Here is a 17242-nt window from a genome sequence, read left to right as displayed (position 1 = left end):
GGCGGCGAGCTGACCTCGGGGCGGCCCGACCTGAAGGAGGGCGTCTACTTCGGGGCCGAGGAGCCGCCGGGCGCCGTGCCGCTGCACGGGCCGAATCCAGGGGGCAGGCTTCGACGGCCCGAACCCGGCACGCCCGCGCGGATCCGGCACGCCAGTACGGATCGGGCGCGCCCGCGCGGGTCTGGCACGCCCACCCGTCCTGGGTAGCCCTCCGCGCCCGCGTCCGCCCCCGCGCGCCCGCGCCCCACGGAGGCACGTTCAGCCGAGCCCCCGCGCCCCACGCAAGGCACGTCCAGCCGAGCCCCATGCGCCCCCACAGGGCGTGCCCAGCCGAGCCCCCACGCACCTGGACCGCCGGAGCAGGCAGCCGCTCGGCCTCGCCGAGCCTCACGCGCCCGGCCCGCCGGAGCAGGCAGGCGTCCGGCCGAGGGCCGCGGCCGTGTGGACAGCCGTGCCCGTGACGGGAGCCCGAAGCGGCCAGGACCCCGCCGCCCCCGGCGACCAGCCGTGACGGCGCGGCCCCCGTGTGGACATCGGTTTGCGGCGCTGGACAACGTCCTCACCTGGATGGTCATCGCCGGGCCCCGTAGTCAGGAAGTCGCTGGAAACATTCCGACGCGCTTCGGCACCCGGGCGGCCCCCGAAAGACCGCACTCGCCGATCGCGTCACCATGAGAGGGGAAACAAGGTGAGAGCACCTTCGAAGCTTCGTCTTGCGGCGGCCGGTCTGGCGGCCGGCGGTGTGCTGGCCGGCAGCGGCCTCATCGCAGGACCGGCGCACGCGCAAGTGGACGACCCGTTCGGGTTCGGCGGCTCGTCCGGTGGCAGCTCGTTCGACTTCGGGCTCACGCAGCCCCAGCCCGGCACCGGGAGCAGCGGCTCCAGCTCCGGCGGGTTCGGCGACTTCCTCAAGGACCTCGGCAAGGACCTGGGCAAGCAGCTGAGCCAGGAGGCACTCAAGAAGCTGCTCGACCGCGACAAGAACAACGGCAACACCTCCACCCAGCCCAACACCACGCTGCCCCAGCTCCCGGCCGGAGAGGGCACCGATCCGTCCGAGGACCTGACCCAGCAGCTCCCCAGCACGACCAGCGCCGGCAAGCGCGTCCCGGAAACGGTCGAGAAGGTGCTGCGCGAGGCCGGGATCAACGTGGTGGACTGGATCGTCAAGCGGCAGCCGGGCAGCCAGCGCAGGGGCTTCGGCTCGTTCAGGGAGCCGGAGCGGTACTTCCGGCCGGAGCTGCAGCGGCAGTTCTGCCGCGTCCCCGGCGATGTCCGCCTGTTCGGCACGACGGTCCGCAGGGGCCGCTTCGCGCCGACGAACTTCATCGGCGGTGACAACCTGGGCCGCACGCTCGTGCTCGGCCGGAACTCGTTCCTGGCCCCGTCCGGCAACAAGCTGAAGAGGTTCAGCACGGTCAACTTCGTGTTCCTGTCGAGGAAGGGTGCCGAGGTCCTCCGCCCGCAGCCCCGCGTCGCCAAGAACACGGTCCTGGAGGACCGCGTCAGGTACTCCACGGACTTCCTGAAGAGGGGCGTCAAGTACACCGTGATCGTCCGGTACGTCAACACCTGCAACGAGCCGGTCGTGGACGTTCTCGGCAAGGTCAGGCGGCGATAGCCGGGAGCTCCGGCTCGCCACGCGGGGTGACCTCCACCGGGGGTCACCCCGCTGCCGTGTGAACGCCGGACGGGAGCTGTCCGGTCAGTGTCAATTCCAGAACGAAAAGGATCAGTCCGCCGGGCGCGCATCGACGAATAGGGGCCGACAGCTTCATTTTGTCAGGGGGCATGATGATCCATCAGGACACCACCACCCGAGGCAGGCGGGAGCGGCCCGTCCCGCCCGGCCCGCTCCAGGAGTTCGCGCAGGGATTACGCGACCTGCGGATGGCGGCGGGCAACCCGAGCTACCGGGCCATGGAGCGTAAGGCCGGATATTCGTCGTCGGCACTGTCCGCGGCCGCGTCGGGGGACCGGCTGCCGAGTCTGGCGGTCACGAAGGCGTACGTGGGGGCGTGCGGCGGCGACCAGGACGCGTGGGCCAGGAAGTGGAACGCGCTGAGAGAGGATCTGGACAACCAGACCCACGACGGCGAGGCGGCCGCCCGCCCGTCGCCCGCGCGCCGCCCGCGGCGGGTACGGCTGAACGCCGGCATCGTCAAGCTCTCGGCGCTCCTCGTCGCGGTCGGCGTGACCGGGCTGGCCACGGCCGGGGCGTTGCGGGACGACCTGCTGTTCCGTGCCATCGCGACCACGGACGGCGGCAAGAAGCAGGCCAAGGACGACCGCCCGGCCTTCACCGCCGTCGCCGGGCCGAGCTGCCCGCGCGACACCACGCGCAGCGTGCGCATCGACGGCATGCCGGGCCGGGACGGCTGGAAGGACGCCGCCGCGTCCGGCTGGACCGGCGCGGGCTGCGGCGACAGCTTCCTGTTCTCGGAGCTGAAGCCCCGAGGAGCGGCGAATCCGCGCAACTCCTTCCAGTGGCGCTTCACCACGGGGCTGCGCGGCGCGCACCACTGCACGCTGACGGTCTACGTCCCGCGGTCGAAGCTGGCCGGGCAGCGCGTCTGGTACACGGTCAGCGACGGCTTCGACGAGGAGGCCCGCACGGTCGGGGAGTTCACCCTCGACCAGAGCGTGCGGCAGGGCCAGTGGGTTCCGGCGCCGGTTCCCCTGGTCGTCACCAGCGGCCTGGTGATCGTCGAGATCACCGACACCGGCCGCGGCAACACCACGGGCAACCAGGCCATGGCGGCCGGCCCCGTCCGGCTCTCCTGCCCGTGACCACACGGACCGGCACGACACGACGGGCGACCAGGCCTTGGCGGCCGCCGGGCTCAGCGGCCGTCCCGCCGCTCGTCGGTGCCGGTGTCACGGGCGCTCGCGCCCGGCCGCGCGTGGCCGTCGGGCGGGTGCTCACACCGGCCTTCCAGGCCTGATGGCGTTCCCACTCGCCGATGAGGGGTATCAGAGGCGAGAGGTGTGACCATCGGGGGGAGGTCACCATGGCCGGGGACGGCTCGCGCTGCGGCCTGGCGTTCGAAGTGCTCGATCCTGCGCCGGTGGGCGTGGCCGTCACCAGCGGCCCCGACCACCGGTTGCTCTACACCAACGCCATGTACCGGGCACAGTTCGGCGAGAGACCGAGAGGGCTCCCGCTGGAGAGGGCGTTTGCCGAATTCGTACGGAGACGTTACGGACGGCTGTTCGACCAGGTGTACGCGACGGGCGAGCCCGTCGTCCTCACCGCGGTTCCGTCGAGCATGGCCGACCGCGACGAGGGGGAGGAGGAGCGGTTCTTCACCTCCAGCCTGTCGCGGGTCTCCCTGGGGCCGGGCGAGCACGGGGTGCTGGTGGTGACGACGGAGGTCACCGAGCAGATCAACGCCACGCAGGAGTTCCGGGCGATCGCCGACGAGCGCAGCCGCATCCTGCGGCGCTACGAGAGCCTGATGCGTGTCAGCGCGGAGATCATCTGGGTGGCCGGCCCCGGGGGCGAGGTCATCGAGCCGAGCCCGAGCTGGCAGCGGGTGACCGGCCAGCCGTGGGAGGAGTTCCGCGGGCACGGCTGGCAGGAGATGCTGCATCCGGACGATCGCGAGCCGACGATGCAGGCGTGGTGGCGGGCGGTCCACGGCGGGGCGGACATCTGGGAGCAGGTCTACCGGCTGCGCACCGCCGATGGCTGTTACCGGCACTTCCGGGCGCAGGCCGTGCCGATCCGTGACAACAGCCAGGTCGTGGAGTGGGTGGGCACCTGCAGCGACATCGAGCAGCAGTGGCGTGACCGGCGGCGCCAGCAGGTGCTGGACCGTGCCACCGCGGCCACGGCCGACCTCACGAGCCTGCCTGACATGCTCGGCGCGCTGGCCGACGTGATCGTGCCGGAGCTGGCCGACGGCTGCGGCGTCCACCTCGTCACCGACCTCACCTCCATCAGGCAGGCCGGGGTGCCGTTCGTGGTCGAGCGCCTGGCCACCGCCGCCCGCACGGGCCTGCGGCGGCTGCCGCCGTACAGCGAGGAGCATCTACCCGCCGGCAACACCCTGGTCAGAGCCGTCCAGGAGCGGCGTCCGCTGCTGAAGATCTTCCCGAACGGCTCGCCGCCGGGCAATCTCGCGCCCGCGGAGTTCCAGTCGTGGCTGGTGGCCAACGACGCCAACAGCCTGCTGACGCTCCCGGTCGTGGTGGACGGCGCCGTCCCCGCCGTCGTCAGCGCCGTGACCTGCGGGGACCGGTCGCCGATCGGCTGGGACGACATCGAGCTGCTCGACGAGATCTTCGACCACGCGCACGACGCCCTGAGCAACGCCATCCGCTTCCAGCGCGCGCAGCAGGTGGCCCTGGCCCTGCAGCACAGCCTGCTCGCCGAGCCGCCGAGCCTGCCCGACCTGGAGATCACGGCCCGCTACCAGGCGAGCCCGTCGGCGGCGGAGGTCGGCGGCGACTGGTACGACTCCTTCGTCCTGCCCGACGGGGTCACCGTAGTGGCCATCGGCGACGTGGCCGGGCACGACCTGGGCGCCGCGGTCACCATGAGCCAGCTGCGCAACATGCTGCGCGCCCTCGCCATGGACCGCTGCGAACCCCCTGGCGAGATCCTCACCCGGCTCAACCTGGCGATGGAGTCACTGTCCGGCGACGTGACGGCGACGTGCGCGCTCGCCCGCGTGGAGAAGGCCGACGGCGGCCACCAGCTCCACTACGCCGTGGCCGGGCACCCGCCGCCGCTCCTGGTCACCGCCGACGGGACCAGTTGCTTCCTGAACGGCGCGGTCAGCCCCCTGCTGGGCTTCCGCCACGAGCACACGTGCTCGTCCGAGGTGCTGCCCTTGCCGCCGCGCAGCACGTTACTGCTGTACACGGACGGTCTCGTCGAGCGTTCGGGCGAACACCTGGACCTGGGGCTGGAGCGGCTGCGCAGGCTGGCGGGCTCGCTCGCGGACGAGCCCATCGACGCCTTCTGCGACAATCTGCTCAGCGGGCTGCCCACCACGGGGCTGGACGACATCGCCGTCATCGCGTTGCGGCTGCCGGCCGAGACCTGACCGCCGCCGGGAGTGCGCGCCCGGCCTCGCCATCGCCCTGACCCGAGGGAGAACATGCCGGACGACGTGACAGGCTGGCTGGCCGGCCGGGCCGTGCCGATCGGGAGTCTCGGACCGGGCTCCGGCCTGGCGGAGCTGGGGCCGCTGCGCGACCCCCTCCAGGGCGTCCGCCTGGTGGGGCTGGGCGAGGCCACGCACGGCAGCGCGGAGTTCTTCCTGCTCAGATGGCGGCTGACGGAATTCCTCGTCAAGGAGCTCGGCTTCACGATCCTCGCGATCGAGGCCAGCGCCGCCGCGGCGCGAGCCGTGGACGACTACACCCGCGGCGGCCCGGGCGATCCCCGCGAGGCGCTGGCGGGCCTGGGCTTCTGGACGCTGAACACCGCGGAGATGCTGACGGTGCTGGAACGGCTGCGCGAGCACAACCGCACCGCCGCGCGGCCCGTTCGCTTCGTCGGCATCGACCCCCAGTATCCGGGGACGGCGCTGAAGGCCCTGCGCGCCTGCCTGGGTGAGGCCGCCGCTCCCTTGCTCGACCCGCTCGCCGGCCTCGACCGCTCGGGCCTCCGGCAGCCGTGGAAGCCGCTGGACCGGCAGGTCGAGGCGGACGCGCGCCGCCTGGAGGAGCACGTGGCCGCGCACGGCCCGGCCGAGGCCCGCGAGCACGCCCGGATCCTGCGGCAGTACGCCGACATGGCGAGCAGGCCGTTCGTCCACGCCGATCCGCTGCGGACCCTCGGCATCGCCCGCGACCGCTACATGGCGGACAACGTCGCCCTGCTGCTGGCCGATCCCGAGGCCAAGGTCGCCGTGTGGGCGCACAACGGCCACATCATGAGGAGGGCCCACAGCGGCGGCGCCGTGCCCGCGATGGGCCAGCACCTGGCCAGCCAGTTCGGCGACGCGTACTACGCGCTCGGCGCGCTGTTCGGCCACGGCGAGTTCCGCGCCCACCGGCGGCGGTTCCGCAGGCTGGTACGGGGCAGGCGGCCGGCGCTCTTCCGCGTCCCGCCGGCCGACACGCCGCGGCACGTGGCGGCGCGCCTGGCCGCGGCCCGCCCCGGCGACTACCTGGTCGACCTGCGCGGCGGCGAGCGCCCCGAGCCCGTGGCCGCCTGGCTGGCGGAGACCAACCACCTGCGCGCCTTCGGCGGGATGGCCGGGCGGCTGACCGCCAGGTTCGCCTTCATGCCGACCGTCCTGGCCGACGAGTTCGACGGCCTCGCCTTCCTCAGGCAGGTCAGCGCCTCCACGCCGTTATGACCCCGCGCGGGGCAGCGGAAGGCCGCCTCTGGTGCCTGGATATGATGCGCCTATGAGCACCGAGCGGCCAGGAGACGCCCCCGGCGGCGACAACCTCGGCTGGACGCTCGGCGTGCTGCTGCGCGCCTACCAGAGCACGGTCGTCACCGTGATCGGCGGCTTGCCCCACGGCCCGCGCGGTTACCAGACGCTGGCCGCCGTCGTGGGCGGCGAGCATCCGACGCAGCTCGCCCTGGCCGCCCACCTGGGCATCGACCGCACCGTGCTGACGTACCTGCTCGACGATCTGGTCGCGGCGGGTCTGGTGGAGCGCCGGCTCAACCCGGCCGATCGCCGGCAGCGCAGGATCGTGGCGACCGCCGAGGGCGAGCGCACGTTCCGGGAGCTGGAGCGGCGCGTGCGCGACGCCGAGGACGGGCTGCTGGGCGCGCTAGACGCGGCCGAGCGCGACACGTTCAGGAAGCTCCTGTGGCGGGTGGCCTGCGACGTACGGGACATCGACCCGGTCTCCGACCCCTGTGACGTGGCCGAGGAGATGCTCTCGGACGGCCGCTGAAGCGCCCGGCCAACTCCTTGCATACGCGCGGAATGTCCGTGCGCAATTTGCTGTTGTGCAACTCGTCTGGCGCAGAGATAGTCTGCTGCACAACATATCTGCCTTGTTCGGGCGGAGGAGGAACACACCATGCCTGACTACGGGCACGACCTGAGGTTCGGGTCCTTCATCACGCCGGCGAACGCCTCGCCGCAGGAGGTCGTCGCGCTGGCACAGGAGTCCGAGGCCGCCGGGCTCGACCTGGTGACCTTCCAGGACCACCCCTACCAGCCGGCCTTCCTCGACACCTGGACGCTGCTGTCGTACGTCGCCGCCCGGACGGAGCGCATCCACCTGTCGGGCAACGTGATCAACCTCCCGCTCCGCCCGCCCGCCGTGCTCGCCAGGGCCGCGGCCAGCCTCGACCTGCTGAGCGGCGGCCGGTTCGAGCTGGGGCTCGGCGCGGGCGGCTTCTGGGACGCCATCGAGGCCATGGGCGGCCGGCGGCTCAGCCCCGGCCAGGCCGTGGACGCGCTCAGCGAGGCCATCGACGTCATCCGCGGCGTCTGGGACGCGGGCAACCGGGCACGCTTCCGCGTGGACGGCACGTACTACCAGGTCGACGGCGCCAAGCGCGGGCCCGCCCCGGCGCACGACATCGGGATCTGGCTGGGCGCCTACAAGCCGAAGATGCTCCGGCTGACCGGCGCCAAGGCCGACGGCTGGCTGCCCTCGCTGCCGTACGTCAAGAGCCTGGACGAGCTCGCCGAGGCCAACGCGACCATCGACGCCGCCGCGGCGGAGGCCGGGCGCGAGCCCGCCGCCGTCCGCCGCCTGCTCAACCTCACCGGGCGCTTCGGCACGGCCGGCGACCGGTTCCTGTCCGGGCCGCCCGAGCAGTGGGCCGAGCAGCTCGCGGTGCTGACCCTGGAGTACGGCTTCTCCGGCTACATCCTCATGGCCGACGACGCGGCCGCCGTCCGGACGTTCGGCGAGCAGGTCGCGCCGGGCGTGCGGGAGCTCGTGGCCAGGGAGCGCGCCGCCCGGGAAGCGGGGCGATGACCGTGGACCACGGGCACCCGCTGCGGTTCGGCGCGCTGCTCACCCCTGGGGGCGACCGGCCGGAGGACACGGTGGAGCGGGCGCGGCTGAGCGAGGAGCTCGGCTACGACGTGGTGTCCTTCAGGGACTCGCCCGGCGGGATCGACACCTGGACGCTGCTGAGCTGGGTCGCCGCCCGCACCAGCCGCATCCGCCTCATGGCGGGCCCGGTCCTCGGGGAGCTCGTCAACCCCGCTGTGGTGGCCCGCGCCGCCGCCGGCCTCGACCTGCTCTCCGACGGCCGCGTCGAGCTGCTTCTGGGCGCGACGCCCGCCGGCCCGGCCCCGCACGGCCGCGCCGAGCCGGTCACGGCAGCGTCCGGGGCGGTGGACGAGGCGCTGGACGCGACGTTGGACGCGACGTTGAACGGGGCGCTGGACGGGGCGCTGGCTGAGGCGATCGACGTCATCCGCGGCATCTGGGCCGCGCACGTGCGCTCGCCCCTGCACCTCGACGGGCGGCACCACCGCCTGGCGGGCGCCGAACGCGGCCCCGCACCGGCGCACAACATCCCGCTCTGGCTCACCGCCGGCACCCACCCTGACTTCCTGCGCCTCGCCGCCGCCAAGGCCGACGGCTGGCTGCTCACCGCGGACGACCTGCGCGGCGACCTGTCGGCGGCCAACGCCGTCATCGACGAGGCGGCCCGCGCGGCGGGGCGGGACCCGCGCGAGCTGCACCGCCTCGCCCACCTCACCGGCCGCTTCACACCCACCGCCGAAGGGTTCCTGACCGGCCCGCCGGAGCGATGGGTGGCCGACCTCCTCCCCCTGATCAGGGACGACGGCCTCAGCACCCTCCTCCTCACCACCGACGACGAGGAAACCCTGCGCCGCTTCGCCGCCGAGGTGGCCCCCGCCCTGCGCGCCGCCACGGGAGAGGTCACCGGCCGCGCCCCCCGCAGCCTGTTCGTACGCCGCCACCGCCGCGAGGGCATCGACTACGACGCCATCCCCGCAACCCTCGCCGAATCGGCCGTCGAACCGGGAGACGCGGCCTTCGCGCGCGTCCGCTCCACGTACCTGCGCGGCGGATCCCCCGGCCTGGTCCTGCGGCCCGGCACGCCGGCCGAGGTGAGCCAGGCCGTGCGCTTCGCCCGCACCCAACCCGTGAAGCTGTCCATCCGCAGCGGCGGGCACGGCATCAGCGGCCGTTCGACCAGCAACGGCGGCATCGTCATCGACCTGTCCAGGCTCAACGCCATCGAGGTGCTCGACAAGGCCACCCGCCGCATCCGCGTCGGGCCGGGCGCGCGCTGGGGCGACGTCGCCGCCGCGCTCGCCCCGCACGGCTGGGCGCTCACCTCGGGCGACTACGGCGGCGTGGGCGTCGGAGGCCTGGCCACCGCGGGCGGCATCGGCTGGTTCGTGCGCGAGCACGGCCTGACCATCGACCGCCTGCGCGCCGTGGACATGGTGCTGGCCGACGGCAGCCTGGTGCACGCGGACGACGAGGAGAACGCCGAGCTGTTCTGGGCCGTACGCGGGGCGGGGGCGAACTTCGGCATCGTCACGGCCTTCGAGTTCGAGGCGCACGAGGGCGGCGAGGTGGGGTTCGCCCAGCTTGTGGTGGACGCCACCGACACGGCGGGCTTCCTCCAGCGCTGGGGCGCCGCGATGGAGGCCGCCCCGCGCGACGTCACGAGCTCGCTCATCATCGGCCAGGCCCGCCCCGGGCGGCCGGTCGTCGCCCAGATCATGGCGGTCGTGCACTCCGGCGACGCCGCCACGATCATCGAACGGCTGCAGCCGATCGCCGCCACGGCCCCGCTGCTGGACCACTCGATCCAGGTGCTGCCGTACGAGTCGATCATGCGCGTGCCGCACGGCCCCCACGACGCCCAGGGCGAGCCGGTGACCAGGGCGGGGCTCGCCGACCACCTCACCCCGGAGCTCGCCGCCGCGGCCGCGCGGCTCGTCGCGAGCGGGCGCACGTACTTCTTCCAGGTCCGCGCCGCCGGCGGCGCCGCCTCCGACGTGCCCGCCGACGCGACCGCGTACGCTGGCCGCTCGGCCGGCTTCTCGCTCGTAGCGTTCGGTCCCGGCCGCCGCGCCCTCGACGAGCTGTGGGACGGCATGCTGCACCACTTCTCGGGCCAGTACATCAACTTCGAGACCGACCTGCGCCCGGAGCGCATCCAGGAGGCCTACCCCGAGCCGACGCTGCGGCGGCTGCGCGCGCTCAAGCGCCGCTACGACCCGGCCAACGTCTTCCGCGACAACTTCAACATCACCCCGTCGGACCCCTGACCGGCGTCACGCGACGTCCCACAGCAGCCGGTAGTACGCGATGCGCTCCCGGTCCGGCTCGATCCCGTACCCCTCGTACACATGACCGTCATGACCGGGCCCGTAGTCGTACTCCGCGCTCCACGCGGCCACCGCCAGGTCCGCCCAGCGGTCGGCGAGCCCGAGCGAGCCGAGATCGACGTGCGCGGCGAACGTGCCGTCGTCGTGCAGCAGCGTGTTCGGCACGCACGCGTCGCCGTGGCAGACGACCAGCCGGTCGACCGGCGGCGGGTCGCCGATGCGGGCCCTGGCCTCGGCCAGGCCGAGCCGCCGGTGCTCGGGCGCCCAGCCGGCCGGCCCCTCGCCGGCTGCGACGCGCTCGTCGGCGCGCCGCAGCCGCCGCGCCACCCCCCAGTCGAACGGGCACTCCGCCACGGGCAGGGCATCGTGCAGCAGGCGCAGCCCCCGGCCGATCGCGGTCGCCGCGACGGCCGGCTCGGCGGCCCAGCGCGGATCCACCGCCGTCACCCCGGGCACGGCCGCCGTCACCAGCCACTCACCGCCGGCGTCCTTCCCGTGCTCCAGCACCGGCGGCACCGGCACCCACCGGCCCGCCCACGCCAGCCGCTCGGCCTCCCCGCCCAGGTCGATCTCCGGCGTGCCTGCGGCGACCCACTTGGCGTACCTGGTGGCGCCGCCCGGGGCGTCGAGACGGAACGTCAGCCCGCCCAGCTCGTTGCGCCACACCGGGGTGACGGCGTCGTCCCGCGCCAGCGCGGCGATCACCTCGGGAACGGGTACGGGACCGGCCGGCACCTCGGAGTTCACGCTCACGGGAACCGGATCCTGCCAGCCGGCCGATCCTCCGGCAACGCATTTTCCGGCAGTCGCCGGCACGGGGTCAGCCGCGCGGGCGTCCCACGCTCAGTGCTGGATCAGACCGCCGACCGGGACGGGAGCCACGTGGCCGGTCGCGGGCAGGCTCCGGGCCAGAGCGAGGCCGACATCGACCAGCGATGATCGGCGCAGGTGCGTGACGCCGGGGATCGGGGTCCACACCGACTCCACGATGTCGCCGCCCGGCTCGGGCCGCAGCCGGCCGCCGGTGATCCGGACCTGGTAGAAGACGCCGACGTTCTGGTGCTCGGGCAGGCCGGGCAGCCGGTCGTCCGCGGGGATCACCCTCGAATCCACCCCCAGCAGGCGTTCGACCACCCCGTCGCAGCCGGTCTCCTCGGCGACCTCCCGGATGACCGCGTCGAACGGGTCCTCCCCGTGCTCGACCTTTCCGCCGGGAAGCGTCCATTGCAGCTCGCCGCTCCGGCCTGAGTAGTGAGCGAGCAGTACCCGTCCGTCCTCGATGCACACGGCGTACGCCGCCAGTCGGAAACTCATCGCCGCACGCTACCCAACGCCCGCGAGCCGCGCCAGCACTGCCCGGCGGCTCCGGCTCGCGCGGGTTGACCTTGCCGCGACGTCAACGTCTTGACTGGAACCGACGACCGCGACGACCACGCAGAAGGGCGCGCAACCCATGATCCTCCCGTTCGACCGGCCCGGCCCGCTCACACCCCCACTCGAGTACGCCCGGCTCAGGGACACCACCCCCGTCGCCCGCGTACGAACCCCCGACGGCCGCGAGGCGTGGCTCGTGACCTCGTACGACGCCGTCGCGACCGTCCTGTCCGACCGCCGGTTCGGCCTCGCGCCGCCCGGGGACGCGTACCCGGGCAACGAGACCCTGTTCCAGGACGGCGAGGCGCACGCCCGGCTGCGGCGGCTGGTGTCGAAGGCGTTCGGGCCGCGCGCGATCGAGGGGCTGCGCGCCCGCGTCGAGCGGGTGGCGGACGAGCACGTCGCCGCGCTCGCCGGTGCCGGCCCGCCCGCCGACCTCGTGGCCGGGCTGGCCGCGCCGCTGTCGATCACGGTGATCGGGGAGCTGCTCGGCGTGGACGCCGGTGATCGCGCGCACGTCCAGGAGCTGGCGGGCGCCGGTGGGGCCGACTTCGTGTTCGGCGACGAGGAGGAGATGGCCAGGGCCGCGAAGGCGTGGGAGGGGCTGGCCGCGCACGCCGCCACGCTGGTCGAGGCCCGCCGGGCGGCTCCCGGTGACGACCTGCTCAGCTCGCTGATCGCGGTGCGGGACGCGGAGGACGGGCGGCTCGGCGACGGCGAGCTGGTCGCCATGGCCGCCACCGTCGTCTCCGCCGGCTACCTCTCGGCCCGCAACGCGATCTCCACCGCAGCGCTCCGGCTGCTCGCCGAGGACCGGCTGGCCGACGTCACGGACGAACCGCGCACGCAGGCAGGGCCGACCGCCGCCGGGGAGGAGCGGCCGGCCGAGGGACGGCTGCCCGCCGTGGGCGGGCGGCTGGGCGCTGTCGTCGAAGAAGTGCTGCGCCTGCAGTCCGGGCTGACGGGCGAGCCCTTCCCCCGCTTCGCCCAGACCGCCCTCGAGCTGGCCGGCGTCGAGATCGCCGCCGGTGACCTGGTGCTGGTCCGGCTCGAAGCGGCGCACCGCGACCCCCGGCACTTCGCCGACCCCGACACGTTCGTGGCGGGGCGAAGCTCCAGCCCGTCCCTGGTGTTCGGGCACGGCGTGCATTACTGCCTCGGCGCGCCCCTCGCCCGGCTGGAGGTGGGCGCCGCGCTCGCCGCTCTGGCCCGCCGGCTGCCCGGCCTGCGCCTGCTCGGCACGGCCGACGACATCGCCTGGGCCCGCGACGGCGTCGACGTCGGCCCGGCCGCCCTCCACGTCACCTGGTGAACCCTGGCGACCCGACCGGCACCGCCGTCTGCCCGCCGGCACCGTCGGCTCCGGCACCGCCGGCACCGTCGGCTCCGGCACGGCGCGTGCCGGGAGCTGGTCACCGCGTTCCTGCGCTGAACGTCAGGCCTGGTGCAGCAGGAGCGTGACGAAGCCCAGGACGCCTCGGTAAGCGCCGAGCCACAGGTCGCGGTGCTCGCGGGCGGCGGCCAGCGCGGCCTCGCCGTCCGGGCCGGGGTGGTCGAGGGCCCAGCGGGTGAGCGTGCCGGTCCAGGACCACTCGTACTCGTCCCACTCGTCGAGCGTGCTGGTGTGACCGTGGACGGTGGCGAATCCGGCGCCCTCCACGCGCGCCACCGTCCCGGCCAGGTCGGCGTACTCGTCGGGCTCGGCGCCGAACCGGGCGAGCTGCTCGGGTGAGGGCGGGCGCTCCCAGAAGCCCTCGCCGACCAGGGCGAGCCCGGAGGAGGGACGCAGATGATCGCGCACGGCGTCCAGCGTCGGCGCGAGGCCGCCGAAGGCGTGCGTGGCGCCCACGCACAACACCAGGTCGTACGGCTCCTCGGCGGTGAACTCGGTGGCCGAGGCCCGGTGCAGGCGCAGCCGGTCGGACACCCCGCGGCGCTCCGCCTCCTCGACGGCCCCGGCGAATCCCGCGTCGGAGAGGTCCACCCCGTCGGCCGTCGCGTCGGGGTAGAGCGACAGGGCCTTGACCAGCCACGGCGCCTCACCGCAGCCCAGGTCGAGGATGCGGGCCCGCGCCGGCAGCTTCGCCCGGGCGAGCAGCCGCTCCAGGTTGTCCTCGCTGATGGGGGCGGCGATGGGGTGGTCAGCGTGGGCGTGGTGACTGATCAGGTGACGTTCCATCCGGCGCAATATGCCGCATCGGGAGTCAGAAGGACAAACGGGCCGGCGCGCCATTCCTCGTGTCCAGAAATCTCCGGCGTCCCCGTCACACTTCCCCGGCGGCATCCGTCATATCCGTGCCCCCGGACCGCCGGGGCCGACGATGACGTGAGGACTGAGGAGAACATGACGAACACGGATCTGCGCGCCGCGGTACGGGGCCGGGTGCTGCTTCCCGGCGACGACGGCTTCGAGCAGGCGGCCAAGCCGTGGAACCTGTCCGTGCGCCAGCCCGTGGCCGCCGTCGTGGTGGCCGAGGACGCCGCCGACGTGGCGGCCGTGGCCCGGTACGCGGCCAGGACCGGCCTGACGGTGACCGCCCAGCCCGGCGGCCACGGCGCCTCCGGCGACACCGACGGCGTCATCCTGCTGCGCACCGGGCGGCTGGGCGGCGTGGCGGTGCGCCGCGAGGAGCGGGTGGCCAGGGTGGGTGCCGGGGTGAAGTGGGGCGAGGTGCTGGCCGAGACCGGGCCGCTCGGCCTGACCGGGCTGGCGGGCAGCAGCCCCGTCGTGAGCGTGACCGGTTACACGCTGGGTGGCGGCGTGAGCTGGTTCGGCCGCAGGTACGGCTTCGCGGCCGACAGCGTGCGCTCGTTCGACGTGGTGGGTGCCGACGGGGAGCCGGCCACGGTGACCGCGAGCTCCGACCCCGACCTGTTCTGGGCGCTGCGCGGCGGCGGTGGCGACTTCGCGCTGGTCACCGCGATCGAGTTCGACCTGCACCCGGCGCCCGCCCTGTACGGGGGCCGGATGATCTGGCCGGGGCACCGCACCCGGGAGGTGTTCGAGGCCTTCCGCGAGATCACCGCCGAGGCGCCGGACGAGCTGTCCGTGTGGTTCAACAGGTTCCAGTTCCCGCAGGCGCCGCCCATGGTGGCCGTGGACGTCGCCTTCCTCGGCGCCGAGGGCGACGGGCGCGCGCTGCTCGCCCGCCTCGACAGGATCGAGGACGTGATCGCCGACAAGCGGGGCCCGCTGCCCGTGGCGAACCTGGGCGGCATCACCGACGAGCCCACCGACCCGGCGCCCGGCCGCTCCCGCGCCGAGCTGCTCACCGGCCTGGACGACACGGCGGCCAAGGCGCTGCTGGACACGCCGCTGGAGCCGGTGCTCGCGGTGCAGGTCAGGCACCTGGGCGGGGCGCTGGCCGCCGCCCGCCCCGGCTCGGGGCCGAGCGGCCCCTTGACCGAGCCGTACCTGCTCTACCTGGTCGGCCTCGCGCTGGATCCGGAGCTGTCCGCGGCCGTGGGCGCACGGCAGCAACGCTTCGCCGACGACCTGGGGGCGCTGGTCAGCGGGCGCAAGCCGTACACGATGCTGGGGCCGGGCGAGCGGGCGGCGGCGGCCTTCGCCGAGGGGGACCTGGCCCGGCTGCGGGACATCAAGCGGGCCCGCGACCCGCGCGGCGTCCTGCGCGCCAACTACCCCGTCCTGGCCTGAGCCGGTTCCCCGGGGCCGGGCAGCCTTCCCGTCCTGGCCCTGCGGGCGCCTCCGGCTGGTCAGAGGATCTGGCCGGAGGCGTACGCGTGGCTGCGGCGCACCAGCTCCCACACCGTCTCCAGCTCCGCCTCGTCGCGCGGCCCGTACAGCATGACCAGGGTCGGCGGGTGCCCTCTGTCGTGGACGACGGGGTGCATCTCGGCCCAGCCCTTCGCCACCGCCTCGGCGGCGTCGCTCTCCGGCAGCGACACGTGCAGGCTCCCGTCCAGCAATCCGTGCAGGTGCGCGAACTCGGTGCTGTCGCGCATGAACGCCGTGCCGGGCCCGAACGCGTGCTCCTGCTCCAGGTGCAGCGCCCGCGTCTCGGGCAGCGAGACGACGCTCGGCCCGGTCCGTACGTGGTCCAGCCCGGACATGCGCCGCCACAGCTCCTCCTGCAGCTCCATCGGGGAGATCTGGTCGAGCTGCTGGTGCGGGATCTTCGGATAGGTCGTGGGCCGGCCACCCACCCGCTCTCCGAGGACGGATTTAACGGGCATTTCTATCTCTTCAGTGCTCACATTTAGTTATCGTACAATTACCCAGCGAAGTGGGTGCGGGACGGGGCCGCCATGGCAGCGGTGTGTGGTCTTTGGTACGTTATGTCGCCTCTACGGGGGTTGTGGACGGACGCCCGTAGGACCATCCCCCCACCTCGTGACCGTGGAGCTGCTTGATGTTCGCGACCTCCTTGGGAGACGACGGCGCGGTGCTGCGCCCGCTGGAGCCGTGGCGGGCCGAGGAGTTCCTGGCCCACATGGAGCGCGGGCGGGAGTTCATCGGGAGGTTCATCGCGCTGCCCGACGCGGTCGTGGACCAGGCGTCGAGCCGGGCCTTTCTGCAGGCGTACGCGGACAAGGCCGCCGCCGACACCGCCCGCATCTACGGCATCTGGAAGGACGGCACCCTGGTCGGCGGGGTTCTCTTCCGGACGATGGACGTCAAGATGGGCACCGCCGAGGCGGGCTGCTGGCTGGAGCCGGCCGCCGCGGGCAAGGGGCTCGTCACCAGGGCGGCCCGCCTGATCATCGACTGGGCCGTCGAGGAGCGCGGCATCCACCGGGTGGAGTGGCTCGCCGCGGCGGCCAACCAGGCCAGCATCGCCGTCGCCCGCCGGCTCGGCATGACCAGGGACGGCGTGCTGCGCGAGAGCTACCTGCACCGGGGTGAGCGGTTCGACGTGGAGGTCTGGTCCGTGCTCGCGCCGGACTGGCGGGCGAGCAAGGCCCTCGCCCCCGGCGCGTGAGACGTCAGCGCAGGTACCGGAGGATGGCGTGACGGATCTGCGCGGGTGTCATCGGGTCGGTCGACAGGGCGCTGTGCAGGACGAGCCCCTCGATGAGCGCGTCGAGCCCCCTGGCGGTGGTGGCGTCGAAGTGGCGCTCCAGCGCCTGGCGGCTGCGCGCCATCCAGGTCTGGGTGACGGCCCGTAAGGCGGGGTTGCGCGCCGCGGCCACGTACAGCTCCACAGAGAGCACGAGTTCGTGCCGCGAGCCGAGCAGGTCGTCCGACACCAGCGCGATGACGGCCTCGGTCGCCTCGTCGCGGTCGCGGGCGGCGCTCAGGCGCTCGTCGAAGACCCGGGCCACCGCGTCGGCGTGCCGGGTGAACGCCTCGGCGAGCACCTCCTCCAGCGACGCGAAGTGGTACGTCATCGAGCCCAGCGGCACGTCGGCGGCGCGGGCGATCTCCCGGTGCGTCGTGCCGGCGACGCCGCGCTCGGCGATGACGGCGAGCGCGGCGTCGATCAGCCGGTCCCGCCGGCCGGGGTCGTGCCGCCGCGGCCGTCGCGGCGAGGCGGGCCCGCTCATGTGGTGCCCGCCTCCCCAGCGCTCGTCCCGGTGCCAGGCCCGGTGCCCGGCCCAGCGCCCGCGCCGCCGCCAGATCCGGTGCCCGTCCCAGTGCCCGG

15 protein-coding genes and 1 pseudogene are annotated in these 17242 nt (G+C 74.0%); 11 read left to right on the top strand and 5 right to left on the bottom strand.

Features of this window, described 5'->3' with window-relative positions:
• The 8 genes and pseudogenes from AB0I79_RS54920 to AB0I79_RS54885 form a co-directional block, all read left to right on the top strand.
• Positions 1–207 (top strand): annotated as a pseudogene (locus tag AB0I79_RS54920) (hypothetical protein); the annotation flags it as partial.
• Between the two features lie 481 nt (positions 208–688).
• Complete coding sequence (locus AB0I79_RS54915; protein ID WP_357892551.1) at positions 689–1621, top strand: hypothetical protein; 933 nt, start codon at positions 689–691, stop codon at positions 1619–1621.
• 170 nt (positions 1622–1791) lie between these two features.
• Positions 1792–2790, top strand: coding sequence for a hypothetical protein (locus AB0I79_RS54910; protein ID WP_357892548.1), 999 nt, complete (start codon positions 1792–1794; stop codon positions 2788–2790).
• Between the two features lie 221 nt (positions 2791–3011).
• A complete protein-coding gene (locus tag AB0I79_RS54905; protein WP_357892545.1) occupies positions 3012–5054 on the top strand; it encodes a SpoIIE family protein phosphatase in 2043 nt (680 codons plus the stop codon).
• Positions 5055–5108: 54 nt separating this feature from the next.
• A complete protein-coding gene (locus AB0I79_RS54900) occupies positions 5109–6317 on the top strand; it encodes an erythromycin esterase family protein (protein WP_357892542.1) in 1209 nt (402 codons plus the stop codon).
• Positions 6318–6369: 52 nt separating this feature from the next.
• Positions 6370–6873 carry a MarR family winged helix-turn-helix transcriptional regulator gene (locus AB0I79_RS54895; protein WP_357892539.1) on the top strand — a complete coding sequence of 168 codons (504 nt, stop codon included), beginning with the start codon at positions 6370–6372 and terminating at the stop codon, positions 6871–6873.
• A 129-nt stretch (positions 6874–7002) separates the two neighbouring features.
• Complete coding sequence (locus AB0I79_RS54890) at positions 7003–7914, top strand: LLM class flavin-dependent oxidoreductase (protein WP_357892536.1); 912 nt, start codon at positions 7003–7005, stop codon at positions 7912–7914.
• A complete protein-coding gene (locus AB0I79_RS54885; RefSeq protein WP_357892533.1) occupies positions 7911–10202 on the top strand; it encodes an LLM class flavin-dependent oxidoreductase in 2292 nt (763 codons plus the stop codon). The genes AB0I79_RS54890 and AB0I79_RS54885 overlap by 4 nt, the downstream gene beginning before the upstream one ends.
• 6 nt (positions 10203–10208) lie before the next feature.
• Here the strand turns inward: AB0I79_RS54885 and AB0I79_RS54880 are convergent, their stop codons facing one another.
• Together AB0I79_RS54880 and AB0I79_RS54875 are read right to left on the bottom strand one after the other, a co-directional pair.
• Positions 10209–11015, bottom strand: a complete 807-nt coding sequence (locus AB0I79_RS54880) for an aminoglycoside 3'-phosphotransferase (protein ID WP_357892530.1) — start codon at positions 11013–11015, stop codon at positions 10209–10211.
• Between the two features lie 90 nt (positions 11016–11105).
• A complete protein-coding gene (locus AB0I79_RS54875; RefSeq protein ID WP_357892527.1) occupies positions 11106–11576 on the bottom strand; it encodes an NUDIX hydrolase in 471 nt (156 codons plus the stop codon).
• A gap of 139 nt (positions 11577–11715) precedes the next feature.
• Here AB0I79_RS54875 and AB0I79_RS54870 point away from each other — a divergent pair, with 139 nt between their 5' ends.
• Positions 11716–12948, top strand: coding sequence for a cytochrome P450 (locus AB0I79_RS54870; RefSeq protein WP_357892524.1), 1233 nt, complete (start codon positions 11716–11718; stop codon positions 12946–12948).
• A gap of 123 nt (positions 12949–13071) precedes the next feature.
• Here AB0I79_RS54870 and AB0I79_RS54865 read toward each other — a convergent pair whose 3' ends face one another.
• On the bottom strand, positions 13072–13815 hold the full coding sequence (locus tag AB0I79_RS54865; protein WP_357892521.1) for a class I SAM-dependent methyltransferase: 744 nt from the start codon (positions 13813–13815) through the stop codon (positions 13072–13074).
• Positions 13816–13980: 165 nt separating this feature from the next.
• Between AB0I79_RS54865 and AB0I79_RS54860 the strand changes: the two genes are divergently transcribed.
• A complete protein-coding gene (locus tag AB0I79_RS54860) occupies positions 13981–15294 on the top strand; it encodes an FAD-binding oxidoreductase (protein WP_357892518.1) in 1314 nt (437 codons plus the stop codon).
• Positions 15295–15353: 59 nt separating this feature from the next.
• On the opposite strand, the gene AB0I79_RS54855 is transcribed toward AB0I79_RS54860, so the two are convergent.
• On the bottom strand, positions 15354–15833 hold the full coding sequence (locus AB0I79_RS54855) for a luciferase family protein (protein WP_357892515.1): 480 nt from the start codon (positions 15831–15833) through the stop codon (positions 15354–15356).
• Positions 15834–16009: 176 nt separating this feature from the next.
• Here AB0I79_RS54855 and AB0I79_RS54850 point away from each other — a divergent pair, with 176 nt between their 5' ends.
• On the top strand, positions 16010–16579 hold the full coding sequence (locus tag AB0I79_RS54850; protein ID WP_357892512.1) for a GNAT family protein: 570 nt from the start codon (positions 16010–16012) through the stop codon (positions 16577–16579).
• A 4-nt stretch (positions 16580–16583) separates the two neighbouring features.
• On the opposite strand, the gene AB0I79_RS54845 is transcribed toward AB0I79_RS54850, so the two are convergent.
• The gene (locus AB0I79_RS54845) at positions 16584–17144 is read right to left on the bottom strand and encodes a TetR family transcriptional regulator (protein WP_357892509.1); all 561 of its coding nucleotides are present in this window, start codon (positions 17142–17144) and stop codon (positions 16584–16586) included.
• Between the last annotated feature and the right edge of the window lie 98 nt (positions 17145–17242).

It is taken from the genome of Nonomuraea sp. NPDC050202, assembly GCF_040656115.1.
GTDB lineage: Bacteria > Actinomycetota > Actinomycetes > Streptosporangiales > Streptosporangiaceae > Nonomuraea.
This window is presented reverse-complemented; position numbering and strand designations above follow the sequence as displayed.

What these genes read in the sequence shown, in the direction of transcription:
- AB0I79_RS54895 (WP_357892539.1), top strand. Translation starts at nt 6,370, where the DNA reads ATGAGCACCGAGCGGCCAGGAGACGCCCCCGGCGGCGACAACCTCGGC.
- AB0I79_RS54870 (WP_357892524.1), top strand. Translation starts at nt 11,716, where the DNA reads ATGATCCTCCCGTTCGACCGGCCCGGCCCGCTCACACCCCCACTCGAG.
- AB0I79_RS54845 (WP_357892509.1), bottom strand. Translation starts at nt 17,144, where the DNA reads ATGAGCGGGCCCGCCTCGCCGCGACGGCCGCGGCGGCACGACCCCGGC.
- AB0I79_RS54860 (WP_357892518.1), top strand. Translation starts at nt 13,981, where the DNA reads ATGACGAACACGGATCTGCGCGCCGCGGTACGGGGCCGGGTGCTGCTT.
- AB0I79_RS54855 (WP_357892515.1), bottom strand. Translation starts at nt 15,833, where the DNA reads ATGCCCGTTAAATCCGTCCTCGGAGAGCGGGTGGGTGGCCGGCCCACG.
- AB0I79_RS54890 (WP_357892536.1), top strand. Translation starts at nt 7,003, where the DNA reads ATGCCTGACTACGGGCACGACCTGAGGTTCGGGTCCTTCATCACGCCG.
- AB0I79_RS54850 (WP_357892512.1), top strand. Translation starts at nt 16,010, where the DNA reads ATGTTCGCGACCTCCTTGGGAGACGACGGCGCGGTGCTGCGCCCGCTG.
- AB0I79_RS54885 (WP_357892533.1), top strand. Translation starts at nt 7,911, where the DNA reads ATGACCGTGGACCACGGGCACCCGCTGCGGTTCGGCGCGCTGCTCACC.
- AB0I79_RS54900 (WP_357892542.1), top strand. Translation starts at nt 5,109, where the DNA reads ATGCCGGACGACGTGACAGGCTGGCTGGCCGGCCGGGCCGTGCCGATC.
- AB0I79_RS54875 (WP_357892527.1), bottom strand. Translation starts at nt 11,576, where the DNA reads ATGAGTTTCCGACTGGCGGCGTACGCCGTGTGCATCGAGGACGGACGG.
- AB0I79_RS54865 (WP_357892521.1), bottom strand. Translation starts at nt 13,815, where the DNA reads ATGGAACGTCACCTGATCAGTCACCACGCCCACGCTGACCACCCCATC.
- AB0I79_RS54910 (WP_357892548.1), top strand. Translation starts at nt 1,792, where the DNA reads ATGATGATCCATCAGGACACCACCACCCGAGGCAGGCGGGAGCGGCCC.
- AB0I79_RS54905 (WP_357892545.1), top strand. Translation starts at nt 3,012, where the DNA reads ATGGCCGGGGACGGCTCGCGCTGCGGCCTGGCGTTCGAAGTGCTCGAT.